The organism is Chitinophaga sp., from assembly GCF_035564935.1.
Taxonomy (GTDB): domain Bacteria; phylum Bacteroidota; class Bacteroidia; order Chitinophagales; family Chitinophagaceae; genus Chitinophaga.
This window is the reverse complement of sequence record NZ_DATMTE010000225.1, coordinates 1-21334: the sequence shown is the minus strand read 5'-3', so window position 1 is coordinate 21334 and position 21334 is coordinate 1. Positions and strand designations below refer to the sequence as shown.

The window sequence follows — 21334 nt, the reverse complement described above, 5'->3', positions numbered from 1 at the left end:
TTCCTGACCGGATAAATTTAGCAGTTTACCATTGACCATGATCCGGGCAGTATTTCCTTTGAGCTTGATATCATCATTATTTTCTGCACTTATCCCCGGAACCTGAGCCAATAAGTCCACTGCTGTCCCGGTTTTGTTGATACTTTTGTCATCGGGGTTAAACTGGAAGCCACCTCCAAAACTTTCAATCAGATTTTTTCTACCACTTATGGTCATTTGTTCCAAACTAACAGACTTAGGTTGCAGCAGAATTTGCCACACCGTATCCATGTTGCCGGATGAGAGATGGACGTTTTTGGCGTAAGGCCAATAGCCCATCATGCTTACCCCTAAAGTATATGGCCCTGTGAAGATCGATCTTATGACTATCCTTCCGTTTTCATCCGCTTGTTGGGAAACTGTTTTCCCTTGTGCAGACTTTAATGAAACAATGGCATAAGCCAGCGGCTGACGATTATTACTGTCAGCTATCACGGCTTTAAAGGACATATTGGAGACTTGTTGCGCAAAGCTGAATATTGGGATGAGCATACCGATAGTTACTAGAAATGACTTTTTCATAGCACATGAGGTTATATTAAGCAGTTTAATAGCGGTGGATTAAGTTCCCATTGTAATATTTCTTTAGCGGTTTTCTGACAAGGCACGGACACTTTCCAGGTCGATCTGATCCCCGATGAAGCTACTGACTGTCAAACGCCCCCAGGCTATAGACACAACAGCAATTTCTTTAATGGGTTGTTTGCCGCGCGTATAAATAATGACTACAGAATTAGCAGTTACTTTACGGTAATATAGGTCATAACGCCGGTCTGTTTTGACTTGTTGATCTAATTGTTCAAGCATGCTACTTGTAAATTCAGGGGTCACCGGCATGCTTAAATTTTTATAGGTTTTAACCTGTTTCATGAATCTGGCGATAGAAGGGTGCTTCCAGGCTTCCTTATTATTCAGCCTTTTTACCATCGCTTCTCCCATCATCTGGGCGTCATAACCCGGCATTTTAGCATAGGTGGTGAAATAGGCGTCAACAAAGCTATCGCCAGCTTTACCACTGTTCTTTTCCTGACCAAAGGCCAGGTTAAAGGAGAGCGATAAGAAAAGCAGGATGATAAATTGAACTTTCATAATTAATGGTTTAAGCCGGGTATAACGGTGTGTTCAACTGAGCTATTCAGATTTGCATCGGCCTGGTTCAAAAGATTTGAAATTCGCATCAGGTCTGCCTCCACATTTTGTTGCAGCAGGGCTTCTGCTTTGTTCCTTTCATAGCGCCTGTAGCTTTGACTGATTGCAACAGTCGTTAATGCGAGAATTGCCACGGCGGCGACCTGACGCAGCGTTCTTCTCCAGACTGATAATCTGTGGATACGGCTTTCTGATGAAGAAGTCCTGAACTCCTGTATCGGAGTATCCAACAGCTTAAATTCATTTACGGCTTGAAAAAAGGGCTGCCCGGAGACTTGTTGCGCGGGATGCTGTTCCAGGTATTGCTTTAAAGCGCGTTCTTCCGCCAGGGTAGTTTCTGCTGCGTAGTATTTTTCTAATAATCGTTTCAGTTCCGCTGCTTCCATCATTTCTGGGTATTTGTTTTAATAAATTGTCTGCCCCTGAAAAGGTAGACCTTCACTTGTGATTCTGAAATCTCCAGAATCTCTGCGATCTCTTTGTATTCCAACTCCTCGACTTCTCTTAAATACAGGATGTTTTGTTGCAATTGGGGTAAGGGTTGGATCATGCTGAGGAATTGATGCTTCAGACCATCGATCACTATATGCTTTTCAATCTCATTGGGCTGGGGTTTCTCCGTCAACTCATCCAGTTCCAAATGTAATCGTCGCTGCCGGGCCTTTTGGAAGTTCAGGTAGGTGTTGCGGGTGATCCGCATCCCATAAGCTTCCATGTTTTCCCATTTTTCCCATTGTTCCCGCATTTCCCATATTTTAATCAACGTATCCTGATGAATATCCTTAGCATCGCTCACATTTTTAGCGAGCGAATAGGCAAACCGATACAGTTTGGATTGACTACTCAGGAACTTTTCATACAGGCTTTGGTTCATATCTATTAGGGAGACAATTTGAAATCATCAAAAGTTACAATTCCTGAAATTTTTTTTGCACCGGTATATTGCAAGCTGAAAGTTATCAGCTTGCTATTTAATCGACTTCAGGTTGGAAATATGAATTGAACGCATTATTTTCATTTTAAGCATAAAGATGATAATAATGAATTTCTTTATATTAGTTTCTCATTACTCTGACTATAACGGTTACACGTAATCAGGTGAGCATTACGGCTAGCAATAAACGCTCACCACAACATCAGGCATATCGGGGAGATCATTCACCAGGTCAGCATACTTCTGCAACAGGATGTGCTAAAATGGGCGTCCGGTGTACGAAAACGGACAATACAGCATTTCTAAATAACTGATTAACAGCTACATAATATCCGGCATCTTCTTAGTTTTCAGTACTGCCAAATTCCCGGGTATGTTCAGAAATTACTTTAAGACTGCTTTCCGTAATCTTTTAAAGAATAAGGCGCACTCTGTCATCAATATCACAGGGCTCTCTGTTGGTATGGCCATAGCGCTGTTGATCGGCCTCTGGATCTGGGATGAGCTAACCTATGACCGGAACTTCAAGGATCATGACCGCATTGCCCGGGTGATCCAGAACCTGAATATAAACGGGGAGACTATCACCTGGTATAATATGCCTGCGCCTACGGGAAAGGCGATCCGTGAGAGCTATGGCAGTGATTTCAAGCATGTGCTGATGTCCTCCTGGACGGGTAGCCATATCCTGTCTATAGGAGAGGATAAGCTGATCAAATCCGGCAACTTTGCTGAGACAGCGCTTCCTGAGATGCTGGACCTGAAAATGCTCAGTGGCAACCGGAACGGTCTCAAAGACCTTAACTCTATTCTCCTGTCTGCATCCCTGGCAAAGTCCTTATTCGGTAATACCGACCCAATGGATAAGATCATGAAGATCGATAACCAGATGATGGTAAAAGTGACTGGCATATATGAAGACCTGCCGCACAACTCTTCCTTCGCAAATATGGCCTTTATAGCCCCCTGGGATCTCATGGTGGCAAATACGCCGTGGATCCGGGACCAGGAGGCCTGGGGCAATAATTCGTTCGAAGTACTTGTACAATTGGCAGATCATGTAGACATGGAGCAGGCGTCTTTAAAGATCAGGAACATTAAAATGATGCATGTTGATGAGATCAGCAAAAAATTCGCCCCCAGCTTGTTCCTGTTTCCCATGGACAGATGGCATTTACATGGAGACTTCCGCAATGGGCTCAGCGCCGGAGGCCGTATTCAATTTGTCTGGCTCTTTGGGACCATAGGCGTATTTGTATTACTGCTGGCCTGCATCAACTTTATGAACCTCAGTACCGCCCGTTCCGAAAAACGTGCAAAGGAAGTAGGCATCCGTAAAGCTGTCGGTTCTTTCCGTATGCAGCTTGTCAGCCAGTTCTTCTGTGAATCTCTCTTAGTAACAGCGATCGCATTTATATTATGCATGATCCTGGTGCAGCTCATGCTTCCTGCTTTTAATGAGCTGGCAGGGAAGAAGATCAGTATACCCTGGGCACAGCCTTTATTCTGGCTGGCCGGACTGGGTTTTAGCCTGATCACCGGTCTCCTGGCCGGCAGTTATCCCGCCCTTTACCTATCGGCATTCAGACCTGTCAAAGTACTGAAAGGCACCTTCAAAGTAGGCCGTTTCGCAGCTGTTCCCCGTAAGGTGCTGGTAGTGATGCAATTTGGCGTTTCCGTGCTCCTGATCATCGGTACGCTCGTAGTATTCCGCCAGATCCAGTTCGCCAAGGACCGCCCCCTGGGCTATAACAACAATGGGCTGGTAATGACGCAGCTGATGACCATGGACATTCCCAACCACGTGGATGTTATCCGCCAGGAGCTGAAAAATGCAGGAGTGATCACTGAAATGGCCACTTCAAGCGGGCCCGTTACCGGTGTTTGGTCTACAAATGGGGACATCTCCTGGAAAGGCAAAGATCCTGATATGTCGATAGATATTCCAAATACCGGCGTCTCTCATGAATATGGCAGAACGGTAGGCTGGCAATTTGTGGCTGGACGGGATTTTTCCAGGGAATTTGCCAGCGACTCAATGGCTTTTGTGATCAATGAAAGTGCTGTAAAGCTTATGGGGCTGAAGAACCCGATAGGAGAGATCATCAGATGGAATGGAGAGCCCTACAAAGTAATTGGCGTGATCAGGGACATGCTCATGGAATCGCCTTATGCTTCCGTAAGGCCTTCTCTCTATTGTGTGCGCAAAGACCACAATAATTATGCGATCCTGAAAATAAACCCCGCAGCCAGCACCCAAAAGGCATTGAACAATATAACAGCTGTATTTAAACGCCACAGCCCTGCTCAACCTTTTAAATACCAGTTTGCAGATGATGATTATGCGCACAAGTTTGATGAGGAAGCCCGCGTAGGTAAACTGGCCGGTGTTTTTGCCGTCCTGGCCGTTTTCATCAGCTGCCTGGGATTATTTGGTATGGCATTGTTCATGGCGGAGCAACGTACAAAGGAGATCGGCGTACGCAAAGTATTAGGCGCTTCCACTTTCAATATCTGGCAGTTATTATCAAAAGAATTTGTACTGCTGATAGTGATAGCCTTTATTATCGCAGCGCCCCTGGCCTGGTTCTTCATGCAGCGCTGGCTGGAGAATTATGAATACCGCAGCAATATTCCCTGGTGGATCTTTGCAGCCACCGGGATAAGCGCAGTCCTCATCACTTTATTGACAGTCAGTGGGCAATCTATAAAAGTTGCCTTTATGAATCCGGTAAAAAGCCTGCGCTCAGAGTAAATTAATTCCCTCCTGTATTGCCGTTTGCCGCTTAAATCCGGGTACCCCGGATGGCTTAATACTTCCGCGAAGAATTGAATGCCGCTGCTGTAAGAAACAGACCTGTGATGGCGGGATGTTATACCAGGGTTGTAAGATGGATACGTTTTAAATAATTATTTTAGATACTTTCGCAGTAGAATCAGCTAAACTGCTGCCATCTTCACACACCGGGACAATCAACAATCGCCTAATTACATAAAGGGATGCATGTGGATGAAAATAACGAAAAAGAACTACTGCGCCTGGTAGCGGAGGGGGATGAAACGGCGTACAGGCAGTTATTTCATCTTCACTGGAATAATGTATACACCGTAGCGCTGGTACTTACCAAGTCCGTACCCCTGGCGGAAGACATGGTACAGGATGTTTTTCTGAAAGTGTGGCAGAAAAGAGACCAGTTTGGTCATGTAGAAAGATTTGAAGATTATCTTTTTATGATGGCACGTAATCACATCTTCACAGAATTAAAGAAAAAAGCAAAAGACGAGCACTTTAAACAAGGCATCATCGACTATTTCGAAAGCAGCGGTAACCACGCCGACCTTACCTTACTTACCAAAGAAACCCAGGAACAGATTAATCTTGCCATCGGTCAGCTAACTCCTCAGCAGGAACTGGTATACCGCCTTAGCCGTGATCAGGGGCTTTCTCATGAAGAAATAGCTCACCAATTAAATATTTCCCGCAATACAGTGAGGAATCATATTGTACAATCCTTAAAGGTAATCAGGGACTATCTGAAAGATAATACCAGCGGCGCCGTATTGGTTTGGGCCCTGTTGAAAATATTTTTTCAGAATCACTAGTTCATGTCTTTTCTTTTGAAGTCTTTAAGAGGAGGACCACCTAAAAGCGGCTGATCTTTATACTTAACCGATGAATGATTTTAAGGAACTATTAGCACGTTACCTGCATGGGCAGCTTACTTCAGAAGAGGTAGGCCGGCTGATGACGTATATACAGGAAGATGAAGCCGTGTTACCGGAAGAGATCGCAGCGCTCCTCGCGGGGCAGCGGGAATCCGGAACGGGCGATCCTGTACAGGAAGAGCTGTTGTTCAGCCGCATCATGAGCATGGACCAGGAGCTAAGCCGTAAGCCGGTATATCGCCGCATGTGGTGGGCTGCAGCGGCAGGCATCCTGGTGTTGTTAGGCGCCGCCGGTTATTTCTGGCATCAGCAAAATAGCCCTGTTTCGCCAAAACATCCAACAGTTGCTGTATCAGAGCCCGATACAAAGATCCCGGCTGGCAGCAAAGGCGCGATCCTTACACTGTCTAACGGCGAAAATATTGCGCTCGATAGCACCGGGAGCGGGACTATCGCTATTCAAAACGGGGTGAAAGTGGCGCTGGACAACGGTCAATTGCAATACCAGCCTGATTCTGTCACTACCTCCATAGTGTTTAACACACTCACTACACCACGGGGCCGGGAATTCCGGATAGTATTGCCGGATGGCTCCAAAGCGTGGCTGAACTCCGCTTCTTCCATTAAATATCCTGCTGCCTTTAGCGGCAAAGAAAGGAATGTAGAAATAACCGGGGAAGTATACTTTGAAATAGCATCCAATGCCAACATGCCTTTCAGGGTAAAAATTAATAAAGAAACGACGATAGACGTACTGGGAACGCATTTTAATATCAATGCATATCCTGACGAGAAAAATATAGCCGCCACTTTAGCAGAAGGCGCTATCCGCTTTAATCTTAATGAGGAATCAACCATACTTTCACCAGGACAACAGGCCAGGGTACCTAATCAGTCTGCAGGAAAAAAACATATTCATGTTACTGCAAATGCAGATGTAGCACAGGTCCTCGCCTGGAAAGACGGCTTATTTGATTTTAATCATATGCCATTTGATCAGGTGATGCGTCAGTTATCGCGATGGTACGATATCGATGTTACGTACGAGAGCGGCATACCAGACATCGATTTTGAAGGAACATTAGGAAGGGACGTAAGCTTATCTAAAGTTTTATTCTTCCTTGGTAAGGTAGGTGTACAATACCGGCTCGAAGGAAGAAGACTGGTGATCAGTCAATAGGGACATATTTAATAATCAACCAAACAAATGACGAACATGAAAACAAAGGCTCTTTGTTATGGGGCGTGTATTGTCTTATCTATGCTACTTTTCAGTGCTCCAGTTCGGTCACAGTCAACCAGGATCACCGTTTCAACCGGAACGATCCCGTTCATTACCTTAACAGGAAAGGAGTTGTCGCTGGAACAGGTATTGGCAGAAGTGAAGAAGCAAACAGGCTATTCCGTATTCTATACCAAAAAGACCGTACGGGATACGAAACCGTTGACGCTGGAGGCGAAGCATATGCCGCTGAAAGACTTTATGAACATGATCATGCGTGATCAGCCATTCGAATACGTAATAGAAAATACCACTATTATGATTGTTCCGAAAGGTGCGAGAACACTGGAAACAGTAGAAGGCTTTGTAAGGGATTCGGCCACCGGAACTCCATTGATAGGAGCTACTATCGCCGTATATACGAAAAACAGGTTTGTAACTGCAGACGAGAAAGGACATTTCACTGTAGATGCAACAACGGGTGATAACCTGCTGGTAACCTTTGTAGGGTACAAGCCTAACCTTTACAGGATAACGGATGCAGGCAGGAAGCAGCTAATACAGCTTACATCGCAGGAAACAGCGCTGAAAGAGATAACTGTTACCAATGGATACCAGCAGATAGACAGCCGTAAACTCACCAGTGCAATTACCACACTGAAAGCAGCGGACATTGTTACACCCGGCATGTTCTCCATCGATCAGGCACTGGAAGGGCGTGTACCCGGTTTATTTGTGATGAATAATTCCGGCGCTATCGGCGCTTCTCCCAAAATACGCATCCGTGGTACTTCCACGGTGCTGGGTAGCAGGGAACCGGTGTGGGTAGTAGATGGGGTGGTAGTAAATGATCCGGTGGGCATAGATCCGCAAACGATCAATGACCTGGATTTTGTAAACCGTTTGGGCAATGCCATCTCCGGTCTTAAACCTTATGATATTGAACAGATAGATGTACTGAAAGATGCATCTGCTACTGCCTTGTATGGGGTAAGAGCTGCGAACGGCGTGATTGTGATCACCACCAAAAGGGGCCGTCCCGGCGCCCCGGTGGTGAACTTCAGTAATTCCAGCACTTATACACCGCGGCCCCGTTATACAGATCATAATATTGACCTGATGAATTCCCGGGAACGTGTTGACTTTTCACGGGATCTGATCAGTAATGGCGCTGTTTATCCTGCTACCATTAACTGGGTAGGCTATGAAGGTGCATTGAATGATTTATACAGTGGAAAGTATAGCTATGAGCAGTTTCAGCAGGCAGTGAATAAACTGGAAACAAATAACACCGACTGGTTCAAACTCATTACCCGCGATGCATTATCCACGCAAAATAACCTGAGCATTTCCGGTGGTACCGATAAGCTTAGCTACTTTGCTTCTGTAGGCGCTGCCACACAAATGGGTACGCTGAAAGGAGAAGGTATTGATCAGTATACGGCTTTCATCAAATTAAATTCCAACGTCACTAAAAAACTCAGCTGGGAATTAAACCTGAGAAATAATGTGGAGAAACGGAAGTATGTAGCTTCTTCTGTAAATGCGCTTAACTATGCATACAACACCAGCCGCGCTATCCCTGCCTATAACGATGACGGGTCATTAAGCTACTACAGCAGGTTTGACCCAACATCCTTCAAATATTATAATTACAATGTGCTGAATGAAATGCAGAACTCCACAGACAGAAGTGATGTATCCGGCATTAACCTCAGCACCAACCTGAATTATAAATTCAACAGGGCCCTCACCGGTACGGTACTGTTTTCCTATGCCAATAACAATACTACCCAACAGATCGGCTATAATGAAAATACGTTTTATGCCGCCGGTTTAAGAAAAAGCGAATACAAAACAATTCCGGATCCTCAGTTTACCCTCATGCCTTATGGCGGTGAGTTACAGACCAATACTACCCGCAATGCTTCTTACCTGGTAAGGGGTCAGGTAAACTATGGTGCGCCCGTTGGCGCCAATCAGCGCGACCGCCTGGACATTCTCCTGGGAACAGAAGTATCCTCCAATGCCTATAAGGGATTACAGCTGGTAAGAAGAGGCTACCTGCCAGACAGGGGCGAAACTTTTGCACCTGTGGACCCGGTGAAGTTCCCGGCCTACGGACAATGGCAGGGCACTAATGTGGACCTGGTACAGGATATACTGACCAATCTTGCTTCCGGTTACTTTTCCGGTAGCTATACCATCAATCGTAAATACATTCTGAACTTTAATACCAGGACAGATTTTTCCAATAAGTTCGGCTCCCGCAGCCGCGAGAAATTCCTGCCTACCTGGTCTGTTTCCGGCAGATGGGATGTTGCGGAAGATTTCTTTAAATACTCCGGTTTCGTAAATACATTGGCCCTGAGAGGATCTTACGGCTACCAGGGTAACATGCTGGAAAACCAAACGCCGGAGCTGATCATCAAGCAGGGTTCACTGGATCCCGTTACACAGGAATACTATTCCAACATTGCCTATTATCCCAATCCCAACCTGAAATGGGAGAATACACGGGAAGTGAACCTGACGCTGGATTTCGCACTGCTGCATAATAAAATAAACGGTACGGTAACTTACTTCCATAAGAAAACCGATAATGCTTTTCTGAATAAAGAAGTATCGGATGTTAATGGCAGAACCACTTATGTAGTAAATTCCGGTACCATCGAGAACCAGGGAGTGGAAGTGGCGTTTAGTTTTGTACCGATGAATAACATCGGTGCTAACGGGAAAAGTAAAGGATTCAGCTGGAGAATTGACCCCCAACTGGGACAGGTAGTTAACCGGTTGCTGGCCAAAGCTATTAACAACAATGGGTTGAACCAGTCGGTAGGACCGGCCAATCCCAATTCCTATCTCAACTATCTCGATGGCAGCCAGATCGTCAACGATAAGCCGGTCAATACTTTTTATTCCTACCAGTTTAATGGTTTAGATCACCTCAAGGGATATCCGACGTTTAAAAATGATAGTCCGGACGACTGGAAGAATTACGCGACTATGAACCGCGACCTGGTATATCAGCAGGTGATGGCGCCTTCCGGTAACCGTATCCCTACTATACAAGGTGGGATCAGCAATATTTTTACGTACAAAAATTTTGGACTGAGCTTCAATCTTGCTTACAGCTTTGGTTCAAAGGTGCGCTTATTTAAACTGTATACCGGTCCTGATAAGGTACCGTTTACCAACGCGTCTTCCACGCCATTGCCGGAGAGTAACGTAAACCGCGTATTTATTGGCCGCTGGCGCCAACCGGGCGATGAAGCGTTCACCAACATACCGGCTATTTTATCGGATGTGGATTTCAACCGTACCCGTCAGCACGGATCCGGCGGGCAGCCTTACCAGTATGCAGATAATATCTGGCAGATGTACGACAACTCCGATGTAAGAGTAGCCAGTGGCAATTTTGTGAAGCTGAAAACAATGACTTTCCGCTACATGCTGCCCGACCAGCTGCTTAGCAGGTGGAGGCTCAAAGCTGCTACTATCCTGTTGTCAGGCACCAACCTGTATACCTTTGCCAGCAAAGAACTGCACGGGCAGGATCCTGAGCAGAACAGCTTTGATGGTTCTATACAGCAGGCGCCGCGGCCTACTTACTCTTTCGGTATTGATGTTTCATTCTAAAATTGATTGTACGATGAAATGGTTCAAAGTATGCATGATATGCTTCGTGTTGGTGGTAGCAATCACCGGGTGTAAAAAGTTCCTGGATGAGAACTCCCAGTCGCTGCAATATGCAGACAACTGGCAGCGCTTGCAGGAAGTATTGGTGGGTGATGGCTATATGCCACACCTGCTGCCACCTTTTCCTACCAATTCCTATAAAGAAAAGCCGGATCCTTCCTATATGTCGTGGCTGAACGTGATGGACGACGATATTGCGGAGAATGTAACAGGTCCCGCTTTTTTTGACGGTCGTCAGGATTATTTCGGGATGTTTACATGGCAGGCAAATCCCTTTGTGAGCTATAACTATGGTTTCAACAATGATGACAGCTGGTCGAAGTTCTACGTTAATATCAATGCGGTCAACGTTATAGCGCAAAAGGCCGCTGATCTGAAGGATAACCCGGAGGAGCTGAAACGCATTCGCGGAGAAGCATTGTTTCTGCGGGCAGAGTATTACTTCTACATGGTAAATACTTACGCGTTGGCTTACAATAGAAAAACAGCCAGTACTGATCCGGGCGTCCCCTTGAAGATTACCGAGTATATAGAAGATAAATTTTTTACCCGTTCCACTGTTGACAGTGTATATCAACAGATGGTAGTGGATCTTAAAGAAGCAGAAGGCTTACTGGATGGGGTACAGCAAACCTCTATCTATCATGCGGATGTAAATGCGGTAAACATCCTGCAAAGCCGGGTGTACCTGTATATGCAGGACTGGCAGAATGCAGCGGTGGCAGCCGATAAGGTGATTGCCCGCAGAGCACAATTGTTCAACCTGGCGCAATATAAACCAGAGACGAGCTTCTTCAATAGCGCTTCTCCCGAAGCTATTTTTACACAGGGGGGAAATTCAATGATCTTTACTTCTCCGTTGCAGCAGCAGTTAAAGGTGCTCATGCCCAGCCCTGATCTGATGGGTCTTTATCAACCCCGGGATCTGCGTCTGAAAGCATTTTTTGAGCAAGGCAGTAATGGTATTTACCGTTATACAAAAGTATACCGGTCAAATACCGTTACGCCTGTGGAAATTCTTTCTGATTCCTATTTCATGCGTAATGCAGAGGCTTATCTGAACAAAGCCGAAGCTGCCGCCATGCTGGATCAGCCGGCGGGCGCCAATGCGGCGCTGAATACCCTGCGGGCAGCACGTTTTCTGCCGGCAGACTTTACGCCGGTGAACCTTTCAGGTGTGCCGCTGGTAAATTTTATACGGGATGAAAGAAGAAGGGAATTATGCTTTGAAGGACACCGCTGGTTTGATCTGAAAAGATATGCGGTGAATGAAAAATATCCTTTCACCAAAAAAATTGTTCATACCTGGTCTGATGGCGTAGTAGGTGGCGCGGTAATACGTGCAACACTTACATTGGAACCCGGCGACCCGGATTACCTGCTGCCTATTCCCCCGCCGGCTATCTTATTTAACCAGGGCGCCCTGGCGCCGAACCCGGCACGGCAGGACAGAACCTTTTAACCACTTAAACAGCGCTTCTACATGAAACAATATATCAGTTTATTATTGCTATCGGGCGTTACTGTTTTATTTTCCTGCAAAAAGGAAAAATCACCCGACCCTTCACCTGTTCAGCTGGATCCGTATATGCGGGTAGATAACCCCTCCAACGAAGCGGATCACCAGATTTACCTGTTGTATAAGGAAACCGGTATACCTGTGCTTTACAGCGATACATTAACCAGGAACCCGGTTACATTGCTGAATGCAGCGTACCAGATAACTACCTACGATTCCACGTTACGGATTAAATACCTGACCAGTTCCGGCGCCGTACTGACTGGTCTCAATTTTGTGAAAAGCCAGATACTGCCGGCGCTCGGCGGTGCGCTGAAGCCATTCAGCATTTTGCTGGCAGATTCGGCTACCGGTAAAGTGCTGGTTAATAACGGTGGGATACGCAGTATTGTGACTATGCTGTATAGCGGTTATCCGACAGTAAATACACTGATTATCTCCAGGGTCAACGCCATTGCCGGCATGGCGCCTGATACGCTGACCTATTTTAAGAAAGACATTTTCAAAGCCATTTTACAAACACCATTGGGTCAACGGGACGACCTGTTGAAAAACTTCGTTGCCGTAAGCGCCGATTTTTATAATAAAGGCGCCTATGGCGACGGCTCAATTTCCGGCTACCTGCCCTATGCGCCAAGGGAAACCTATGGGTTGGTATCACTGAGCCCTCTGCCACCGTCTTACTATTCAACAGGAACGCAGGTGGATGATATCAGCGGTTACTTCGACCTGGTGCTGACGTTAACAAAAGAACAGTTTGCTGCAAAATATGGTAATTACCCGCTGGTAATGACTAAATACGATTTGTTTACCAAAGCACTGGCAGCACTGGGTTTTAAAATGCCCTGAACCGGTGAGTGTATTGCACAAAAGAAACAGACATGCAAAGGAATGTAACATTGGTGGCAGCCCTGGCTGCCACTGTTTTTTTATCATCTTTTACGCCCGTAGTTAAAAAGGATGATAAGCGGCAAAAGGAGCAACAGATCCTGGTAGCAGTGGGCAAAATGCTTACTGCAAAACATTATCATCCGAAGACGATGAATGATACGTTTTCCGGTGAAGTATGGGAAGCATACCTGGCGCAGCTGGACCCGGATAAGCGCTTCTTTTTGCAGGAAGATATTACTGCACTGGAGAAATACCGCCGGCAACTGGATGAAGAAATAGCAGGCACCGTGCCCATGGAATTTTTCACCGCAGCATCCGCACTTTTTACGCAACGGGTGACAGAAGTAGAAACGGAATACCAGCAGGATCTATCCGCGCCTATGCGTTTTGATGTAAAGAATGAAAGCTGGCAGAAGGCAGATCATTACCCGGCTGATAAGAAAGAACGTATCTATAACGGATATCGCTACCTGAAATACCTGGTGTTGCGAAATTTTATATTGTTGCAGGAACAACAATACAGGAAGGGGACTACAGCAGCTACGGAAGCGGCGGCCCGTGAGAAAACCCGGCAACAGCTGCGCCGGAGTATAGCAGGTACTAAAGTGAGTCTTACAGAAGAAAAACAATTCAATGCTTTCGTGAATGTAATTGTGCGGATCATGGATCCGCATACGGATTATTTCCCGCCGGCAGCAGTACAATCTTATTACAATGAATTGCGTAACCACTTTATTGGCATTGGTGTGCAGTTGCAACAGGAAGATGGGACGACAAAAATAGTAAGCCTGGAGCCAGGCGGACCAGCTGAAAAAAGCGGCCAGCTGCATCCTGGTGATCAGCTGCTACAGATTGGCGCTGGTAATGCCACCCCGCTTACAGACATCGATGGCATGCTGCCTTCTGAAATATCGGCCCTGATCAGGGGTGAGAAAGGCACAGCGGTGAAACTGATGATAAAGAAGGAAACCGGTGCGCTTAACGTAGTGTCCCTGACCAGGGATGAGATTGTGCAGGAAGAAGGCTTTGCGCGGTCCGCCATTATCCGGGAAGGCGGGCATAAAACGGGCTATATTATGCTGCCGAAGTTCTATACAGACCCTACCGGCCGCACAGATGTGCATTGCGCCAAAGATATTGCTGCGGCTGTTGCCGCGCTGAAAGCAGAAAAGGTCAATGGTATTATACTCGATCTCCGGTCCAACGGTGGCGGTTCCCTGGACGAAGTGATCCGTATGGCCGGGCTCTTTATCAAGGCCGGACCAGTAGTACAGGTAAAAGATAATACCGGTAACATACATGTGCTGAACGACGGCGACAGCAGTCTTTTGTATGATGGTCCACTGACGGTGATGGTGAATGAAATGAGCGCTTCTGCAGCAGAGATATTTGCGGCTGCTATACAGGATTATCATCGCGGTATTATTATCGGCAGCAGTGCTACCTATGGCAAAGGCACGGTGCAATCAACCTTTCCTTTAGGTGCTCCTGAAGATGGATTGCTGAAACTCACCTTCCAGCAATTTTATCGCATAAGCGGCGGCTCCACACAAATTAAGGGTGTGATACCGGATATTGTACTACCCGATGTATATGATTTTATGAAGATCCGTGAAAAAGATAACGCAGATGCCCTGCCCTGGGACCAGGTTCCTGCGACTGACTATGTAGTTTGGAAAACATCGCGGAACATGCAACAGCATGAGACGGATACGGTATTTAACGCTATCAGGCAGCTTACACAGCAATTATACACCACCGCGGCTAAAAAGCCATTGAACCTGGCGGATTACACCGCGCAACAGAATGCCCGGCAGCAGGTGCAAAAAAGACTGCATCAATTGCAAAAATTACCTGCCGGTAAAGAACTGGATATAATACCGGTGAATACCGCCGGCACACGCCCGGTTTCAATGGAGAGCTACCAGGCCTGGATCAGTAAACTGAAACCGGATATATACATCGCCGCCGCGTTGAAATATACAACGCCCTGATCCGTGAAATACCTGCTTCTGTGCTGCTATTGACAGGCAGGTGAGCAGACTGGTGGCGTTTTAACGGAAAATTTATTTTCAAGATCCATAGTTCCTCCCTTTCATTTCTTAGTCTTTATTATATAACCAAAAACGGAAGAATGCACGGCTCACTGACAATTGCCAATATCATCATTGAGAATAGGTGCTGTTTCCGCTTCAATGTTTACTCTCTGTAACAACATAAACTGATTATGAGTTTTATTTTAAAGACAGATAACCTGTCTCACAGGTACAGTAATTCCTCCTGGGCCATACGCAATATCAACCTGGAAATAGCGCATACTGGTGTGGTAGGCTTGTTGGGTTCCAATGGCGCCGGTAAATCCACTACTATGAATATCATATGTGGCGCGCTCAACCAAAGTGAAGGGACGGTGTACATAAACGGCACTGATCTGAGGAAACATCCCGAAGCAGCAAAAAAGGACATTGGTTTCCTGCCACAGGTACCGCCCTTGTATCCCGATCTTACGATAGATGAATATCTCATATACAGTGCAGAGCTGCGGTTTATTGAAAAGAATAAAATAAAGGGAGCGCTGGAAGAAGTAAAGGAGCGCTGCGGGTTGTCACATCTCAGTTCCAGGCTGATTGGGAACCTGTCTGGCGGCTACCGTCAGCGGGTGGGTATTGCCCAGGCGATTATCCATAAGCCCAGGCTGGTAGTGCTGGATGAACCCACGAATGGCCTGGATCCCAACCAGATTATTGAAGCCCGGAAGCTGATCAGGGAAATTGCGCTGGACCATGCGGTGCTTTTCTCATCGCATATCCTGTCCGAAGTACAATTGCTTTGTAAGGAAATTATCATGATAGAAGGAGGACGGATGATATTTTCCGATACGATGGATGCCTTTAACAATTATGTACAGCCGCATAGTGTGTTGATGCGCGTGGAGAACCGGCCGTCTGAAGAGTTGTTGTTAAAAATAGCAGGCGTCAGTAAAGTAGATTTCCTGAGCGATAAGCAGGTGCGTGTGTATTTCGATGGAGGAGAGGATATTACAGAACGACTGATGGCCGCCAGCATGGAATATCACTGGAAGCTCCGCGAAATCAATTTCGATAAAACGCTGCTCGACGACACCTTCAAACAATTATCTGCCCAAACCAACCAGTAAACCAATAAGATGAAAATAATATTTAAGATAACGAGAACAGAGCTGCGGAATTTATTCTATTCTCCGGTGGCATGGTTCTTAATAATAGTATTCCTGATACAGTGTGCGATTTTTTATACTTACTCAATGGTTCCGATGGCTAAATGGCAGGATATAATGATGAGTAATAACCCGAAATTTAAGCCGGGTGGTCCGTCACTTACCGCGATCATTTTCCTGAGCCCGGGTAATGGTATCATAGGAAATGTACTGCAAAATCTCTACCTGTTTGTTCCTTTGCTCACGATGGGACTGATCAGCCGGGAAATCAATAATGGCTCCATCAAGCTGCTTTATTCTTCACCTATTAAAATACGTCATATTGTGTTGGGGAAATACCTGGCCATTATGATCTATAATCTTTTGCTGGTAGGTATAGTAGGGATATTCATGGTGTCGGCGGCCTTTAACATTGTTGCTGTTGATTACGGATTACTGTTATCAGCGGCACTGGGCTTTTACCTGCTGGTATGTGCTTATACCGCCATCGGCCTGTTCATGTCGAGCCTTACTACCTACCAGGTGGTATCGGCTATCGGCACTTTTATCATCATTTTCGTGCTGGGTCGTATTGGTGGCCTGTGGCAGAAATATGATTTTATAAGAGACCTTACTTATTTCCTTTCTATGGTTGGCCGCACCGGGAAACTGATGCGTGGGCTGGTCACTACCAAAGACGTGCTTTACTTCCTCGTTATCGTCTATATTTTCCTGTCGTTTGCCATGCTGAAACTAAGGAGCGGCCGGGAGTCGAGTCCATGGTATGTAAAGGCGGCAAAATATGTGGCAGTAATAGTATCCGCACTGGCCATCGGTTATATCACTTCATTGCCTGCGCTGACCGGTTATTGGGACACCACTGCGCGTAAAACGAATACGCTGCGCCCGGCTACGCAGAAAATCCTGAAAGAACTGGGAGATGATCCGCTGGAGGTAACGCTCTATACCAATTTGCTGGGACCTGTTGCAGCAAAAGGATTACCTGAGGCGCGCAATAATTACCTGTCCACCGTTTGGGAGAACTACATCCGTTTCAAACCTGGTATTAAGTTCAGTTATGAGTATTATTATAACGTAAAAAAGGGAGATAGCTCCATTTACAGGGGTTTTCCCGGAAAAACGCTGAAACATATTGCCGGGCAAATGGCAGATGGATATAATGTAGACATCTCCCTGTTTAAAACTCCGGAAGAAATACGTAAAATAGCTGACCTGGAGCCGGAAAATCTGCGCACCGTGATGCAGTTAAAATACAAAGACCGCAGTGTTTTTGTACGTACTTTCAATGATAACCAGTTCTGGCCGGAAGAAATGCATATGGCGGCCGCGTTTAAAAGATTACTGCAGGCAAAGTTACCCAAAGTATATTTTATGACCGGCGACCTGGAACGCAATATCTATAAAGGTGGAGAACGTGAATTTGAATTACACTCAACTTCAAAGTTATCCCGTTATTCGCTGGTCAACCTCGGGTTTGATGCAGATACCATTTCGTTGGATACACAGGATATTCCGGCTGACATCACCGCCCTCGTGCTGGCAGACCCTAAAACGGAACTGGGCGCTGTGAGTATCAATAAGCTGAACCAGTATATTGCCAATGGCGGCAACCTGTTTATTCTCGGTGAACCGGGCAAACAACAGATCCTGAATCCTCTGTTGGGTAAATTAGGTGTGCAGTTGATGCCAGGTAACCTGGTACAACCTTCTGCCTATGAAATGCCGCATATGCTCACTCCGTATCTTACACCGGCGAGCGCTTATCTTTCTGAGGATCCGCACCTGTTGGGGCTTAGAGAAAGTATACAGGAAAAAGATTATGATACGCTGACCGTACAGGTACCGGGGGCCACCGGTATCTCCATTGAAAATAATGCTCCATTTACTGTAAAGCCCCTGCTGTCGACAGTAGCAGAAAAGAGTTGGCTGAAAATGGGACCATTAGTGGTAGATTCTGCCCAGGTGGTATTCACTCCGCAGGATGGTGATGTGAGGGCTGCTTTCCCGGTGGCAGTTCAGTTAACCAGGCAGGTGAATAATAAGGAACAGCGCATTATTGTATGCAGTGACGCTGATTTTATGTCCAACATGCGAAATGGCGGCGGCTTTATGGGAACGGCTATTTATAGCTGGCTGGATTATAATGTCTTCCCGATCTACGATCAGAACACCAGGGCAAAGGATACCAAATTAAACATCAGTGCGGCAATGGCCAATGTATTGATCATTGTATACGTGTGGATCCTGCCTGCTTTGGTGTTACTTACAGGAATAGTGTTGCTGTTAAGGCGCAAGAGAAAATAATCGTTACTTAAAAAAAGCGATCATGAACTTAGGTATAGATGAACAGACAATAGATGATCTCCGGATATTTGGTAAACGGAATGAAGGAGGGATTTACGACTTGTATAACCGCACATATACAAGAGGAGGAGAGGCTATGCTGAAGACGCTTTTCCAGCGGCCTTTGTCGGACCGGGAAGAGATCAACCGCAGGAGCAATATCATTGAGCATTTTGCGGCTCTGGCGATGGCCTTTCCTTTTGAAGCGGCCCTTTTCGATATGGCAGAAAAGTACCTGGTAAATGCAGAAGAGCAGGCCAGGAACCCGTCGCAGCCCGGTAGCCTGGGAGAAAAGGATATTCAGAATGGTGTTACTGCTGTGATTAATCTCCTGCAATACATGAAGGTGTTTATCGAAACACCGGGAGTTATCAATATTGCAGCATACGAAAAGGAGCGGAAGGCCATTGCATCTGTAATTGCGGATCCTGCTTTTGAGCCTGCGCTGAGAGAAAGCCTGAAAGGAAAGCTTTCCTACACGGCGGTAGCTGCATATGACGCGCTTTTCAGGTTGCGGGAATATGCCAGGATAAAGCAATTACTGGAGCAGATCTATTACCTGGATGTATACCTGTCGGTTGCTAAAATAGCTGTGGAGAAGAAATTCATTTTCCCCAGGGCAATTGAAAAAGGAACGGGGATCTTAAAACTGCAGGGTGTTTATCATCCGGAACTGACGAGTCCTGTGAGCAATGACGTTTTAATGGATGCGCATAAAAATGTGATCTTCCTGACAGGAGCGAACATGGCGGGAAAATCCACCTTCCTGCGATCTGTGAGCACGGCGGTATACGTGGCGCATGTGGGGTTCCCGGTGGCCGCGGCATCCATGGAATTTTCCGTCCTGGATGGTATTTACACCACCATCAACCTGCCCGATAATCTTGGTATTGGCGCCAGCCATTTTTATAACGAGGTATTGCGGGTAAAGAAAATGGCCATAGAACTGAACCAGGGTAAATCCCTGTTCATCGTATTTGATGAGCTGTTCCGTGGTACCAATGTAAAAGATGCGCATGAAGCGACTGTGGAAGTGACCACTGCATTTGCAAAAAAGAGCAAGAGCCTGTTTATTATTTCTTCGCATATCGTGGAAGCAGGCGTGGAATTAAAGCTGGAACCAACTATTGCTTTCCGGTACCTTCCCACGCATATGAGTGGCCATCAGCCAACATATACGTACAGATTGGAAGAAGGCATTACAGACGACCGGCACGGGATGATCATTATCCGGAACGAAGGTATCCTGGAGACATTAAAAAAAGGACGAAATAAAAAGGTTCACCAGGCATAAATATCTCTCTTCATACTTTGAAAGATTATGGGTTTTAATATAGATAAACAGACATTGGATGAATTGAACCTGTTGGGGAAATTCCGGCATGGCTCCGTGTATGCATTATTCAACAAAGTAAAAACCAGTGGAGGCGAACGGTTGCTGAACGAGATGTTCAACAGCCCGTTAACTGATGCCGCTATGATCAATGCACGCAGCAAAGTGTTCCGCTTTTTCCAGGAAGCAAAACTGGTGTTCCCTTTTGATGTGCAGCAGATCGGCCAGATGCGCGACTACCTGGACACAGGTACTTCCGGAAACCAGGTATTCTCACTGGCGGATATCCTGGTTAAGAAGCTGCTGGCTGATATTACCCGGGATGAGCGTTATAAAAAGAAGATCCAGGGACTGCAGGCCACCATTATTACTTTAAACAGGTGCTATACTTTTGTGGAGAATACCTGGTCGCAACACAGCCCTTACACAGCACGCCTTAAAGCTGTCAAAGAAGTCCTGGAAGATAAACGACTGGAGAAACTGCGGAATATAGATATCTACAAAACGTTACCGGTTAAAACGCTGGCGTTTTATGATTACCTGCTGAAGCACGACCTGCATGAGGGGATGGAACAAATATTGGCTTTTATCAGCGAATTAGATGTAAATATAGCTGTAGGACATGTGGCACAAATCAAAGGTTTCAGTTATGCCAAAGCGCATCCGCAGGAAGCCAATATTTTATCGGCTGCCGGTTTGCATCATCCCTGTATTGACAATGCTGTTGGTAATTCCATATCGCTGAACCAACAGCATAACCTGTTGTTTTTAACAGGCGCCAACATGGCAGGAAAGTCGACCCTTATGAAATCAGTAGGAATAGGTATGTACCTGGCACATATGGGATTCCCCGTAGCGGCATCGGAGATGGAATTTTCCATCAGGGATGGCATTTACTCTTCCATTAATGTATCAGATAATATCAACCTGGGCTACAGCCATTTTTATGCGGAAGTGGTGAGAGTAAAGCAGGCGGCCGAGGCTACGGCCAGTGGTCAGAAACTATTGCTGATGTTTGACGAGCTGTTCAAAGGTACCAATGTGAAAGATGCCTACGATGGCACACTGGCGGTAACAGAAGCTTTCGCGGAATACAACGACTGCCTGTTTATTGTATCCACGCATATTATTGAAGTAGGTGAAGCATTGAAGCGCTGTGATAATATACAATTTGTATATATGCCAACAATAATGGAGGGGGCGCATCCACGCTATACTTACCAGCTGAAGCAGGGAATAACGGAAGACCGGCAGGGTATGATGATCATCAGGAATGAAGGGATACTGGAATTGCTGAGAGATTGATGATGCTGTAGCGCAACCAGTATAGATAACAAAGAAAA

The 21334-nt window shown here is 46.0% G+C and carries 15 protein-coding genes; 11 read left to right on the top strand and 4 right to left on the bottom strand.

Annotation, left to right across the window (positions count from 1 at the left end; all coding sequences use genetic code 11):
• The 4 genes from VN105_RS06020 to VN105_RS06005 all read right to left on the bottom strand — a co-directional run.
• Positions 1-561 (bottom strand): carboxypeptidase-like regulatory domain-containing protein (locus tag VN105_RS06020; protein WP_325638913.1); only part of this gene is annotated, 561 nt, incomplete at its 3' end.
• 63 nt (positions 562-624) lie between these two features.
• Positions 625-1128, bottom strand: a complete 504-nt coding sequence (locus VN105_RS06015) for a hypothetical protein (RefSeq protein WP_325638911.1) — start codon at positions 1126-1128, stop codon at positions 625-627.
• Between the two features lie 2 nt (positions 1129-1130).
• The gene (locus VN105_RS06010) at positions 1131-1577 is read right to left on the bottom strand and encodes a hypothetical protein (RefSeq protein ID WP_325638909.1); all 447 of its coding nucleotides are present in this window, start codon (positions 1575-1577) and stop codon (positions 1131-1133) included.
• A complete protein-coding gene (locus VN105_RS06005; protein ID WP_325638907.1) occupies positions 1574-2062 on the bottom strand; it encodes an RNA polymerase sigma factor in 489 nt (162 codons plus the stop codon). Before VN105_RS06005 ends, VN105_RS06010 begins: the two co-directional genes overlap by 4 nt.
• Positions 2063-2495: 433 nt before the next feature.
• On the opposite strand from VN105_RS06005, the gene VN105_RS06000 reads away from it, so the two are divergent.
• The 11 genes from VN105_RS06000 (at position 2496) to VN105_RS05950 (ending at position 21296) form a co-directional block, all read left to right on the top strand.
• A complete protein-coding gene (locus tag VN105_RS06000) occupies positions 2496-4877 on the top strand; it encodes an ABC transporter permease (protein WP_325638905.1) in 2382 nt (793 codons plus the stop codon).
• 245 nt (positions 4878-5122) lie between these two features.
• The gene (locus tag VN105_RS05995) at positions 5123-5725 is read left to right on the top strand and encodes an RNA polymerase sigma-70 factor (RefSeq protein WP_325638903.1); all 603 of its coding nucleotides are present in this window, start codon (positions 5123-5125) and stop codon (positions 5723-5725) included.
• Between the two features lie 70 nt (positions 5726-5795).
• Positions 5796-6968 (top strand): FecR domain-containing protein, encoded by a 1173-nt coding sequence (locus VN105_RS05990; RefSeq protein WP_325638901.1) that lies wholly within the window; start codon positions 5796-5798, stop codon positions 6966-6968.
• An 81-nt stretch (positions 6969-7049) separates the two neighbouring features.
• Entirely contained in the window at positions 7050-10649 is a 3600-nt protein-coding gene (locus VN105_RS05985) for a SusC/RagA family TonB-linked outer membrane protein (protein ID WP_325638899.1), read from the top strand.
• A gap of 13 nt (positions 10650-10662) precedes the next feature.
• Positions 10663-12171: a RagB/SusD family nutrient uptake outer membrane protein gene (locus VN105_RS05980; protein WP_325638897.1), complete on the top strand. Its 1509-nt coding sequence runs from the start codon at positions 10663-10665 to the stop codon at positions 12169-12171.
• A gap of 21 nt (positions 12172-12192) precedes the next feature.
• Entirely contained in the window at positions 12193-13077 is an 885-nt protein-coding gene (locus VN105_RS05975; protein ID WP_325638895.1) for a hypothetical protein, read from the top strand.
• Between the two features lie 32 nt (positions 13078-13109).
• Complete coding sequence (locus VN105_RS05970; protein WP_325638893.1) at positions 13110-15113, top strand: carboxy terminal-processing peptidase; 2004 nt, start codon at positions 13110-13112, stop codon at positions 15111-15113.
• A gap of 233 nt (positions 15114-15346) precedes the next feature.
• Positions 15347-16276: an ABC transporter ATP-binding protein gene (locus VN105_RS05965; RefSeq protein WP_325638891.1), complete on the top strand. Its 930-nt coding sequence runs from the start codon at positions 15347-15349 to the stop codon at positions 16274-16276.
• A gap of 9 nt (positions 16277-16285) precedes the next feature.
• Positions 16286-18619 carry a Gldg family protein gene (locus tag VN105_RS05960; protein ID WP_325638889.1) on the top strand — a complete coding sequence of 778 codons (2334 nt, stop codon included), beginning with the start codon at positions 16286-16288 and terminating at the stop codon, positions 18617-18619.
• Positions 18620-18641: 22 nt separating this feature from the next.
• On the top strand, positions 18642-19952 hold the full coding sequence (locus tag VN105_RS05955) for a MutS-related protein (protein WP_325638887.1): 1311 nt from the start codon (positions 18642-18644) through the stop codon (positions 19950-19952).
• A 27-nt stretch (positions 19953-19979) separates the two neighbouring features.
• Positions 19980-21296 carry a MutS-related protein gene (locus VN105_RS05950; protein WP_325638885.1) on the top strand — a complete coding sequence of 439 codons (1317 nt, stop codon included), beginning with the start codon at positions 19980-19982 and terminating at the stop codon, positions 21294-21296.
• Positions 21297-21334 lie beyond the last annotated feature (38 nt).

Excerpts from the sequence above, each read along its gene's own strand:
- VN105_RS05955 (WP_325638887.1), top strand. The coding sequence starts at position 18,642 with ATGAACTTAGGTATAGATGAACAGACAATAGATGATCTCCGGATATTT.
- VN105_RS06015 (WP_325638911.1), bottom strand. The coding sequence starts at position 1,128 with ATGAAAGTTCAATTTATCATCCTGCTTTTCTTATCGCTCTCCTTTAAC.
- VN105_RS05990 (WP_325638901.1), top strand. The coding sequence starts at position 5,796 with ATGAATGATTTTAAGGAACTATTAGCACGTTACCTGCATGGGCAGCTT.
- VN105_RS05960 (WP_325638889.1), top strand. The coding sequence starts at position 16,286 with ATGAAAATAATATTTAAGATAACGAGAACAGAGCTGCGGAATTTATTC.
- VN105_RS06005 (WP_325638907.1), bottom strand. The coding sequence starts at position 2,062 with ATGAACCAAAGCCTGTATGAAAAGTTCCTGAGTAGTCAATCCAAACTG.
- VN105_RS05980 (WP_325638897.1), top strand. The coding sequence starts at position 10,663 with ATGAAATGGTTCAAAGTATGCATGATATGCTTCGTGTTGGTGGTAGCA.
- VN105_RS06010 (WP_325638909.1), bottom strand. The coding sequence starts at position 1,577 with ATGATGGAAGCAGCGGAACTGAAACGATTATTAGAAAAATACTACGCA.
- VN105_RS05950 (WP_325638885.1), top strand. The coding sequence starts at position 19,980 with ATGGGTTTTAATATAGATAAACAGACATTGGATGAATTGAACCTGTTG.
- VN105_RS05965 (WP_325638891.1), top strand. The coding sequence starts at position 15,347 with ATGAGTTTTATTTTAAAGACAGATAACCTGTCTCACAGGTACAGTAAT.
- VN105_RS05975 (WP_325638895.1), top strand. The coding sequence starts at position 12,193 with ATGAAACAATATATCAGTTTATTATTGCTATCGGGCGTTACTGTTTTA.
- VN105_RS06000 (WP_325638905.1), top strand. The coding sequence starts at position 2,496 with ATGTTCAGAAATTACTTTAAGACTGCTTTCCGTAATCTTTTAAAGAAT.
- VN105_RS05995 (WP_325638903.1), top strand. The coding sequence starts at position 5,123 with ATGCATGTGGATGAAAATAACGAAAAAGAACTACTGCGCCTGGTAGCG.
- VN105_RS05985 (WP_325638899.1), top strand. The coding sequence starts at position 7,050 with ATGCTACTTTTCAGTGCTCCAGTTCGGTCACAGTCAACCAGGATCACC.
- VN105_RS05970 (WP_325638893.1), top strand. The coding sequence starts at position 13,110 with ATGCAAAGGAATGTAACATTGGTGGCAGCCCTGGCTGCCACTGTTTTT.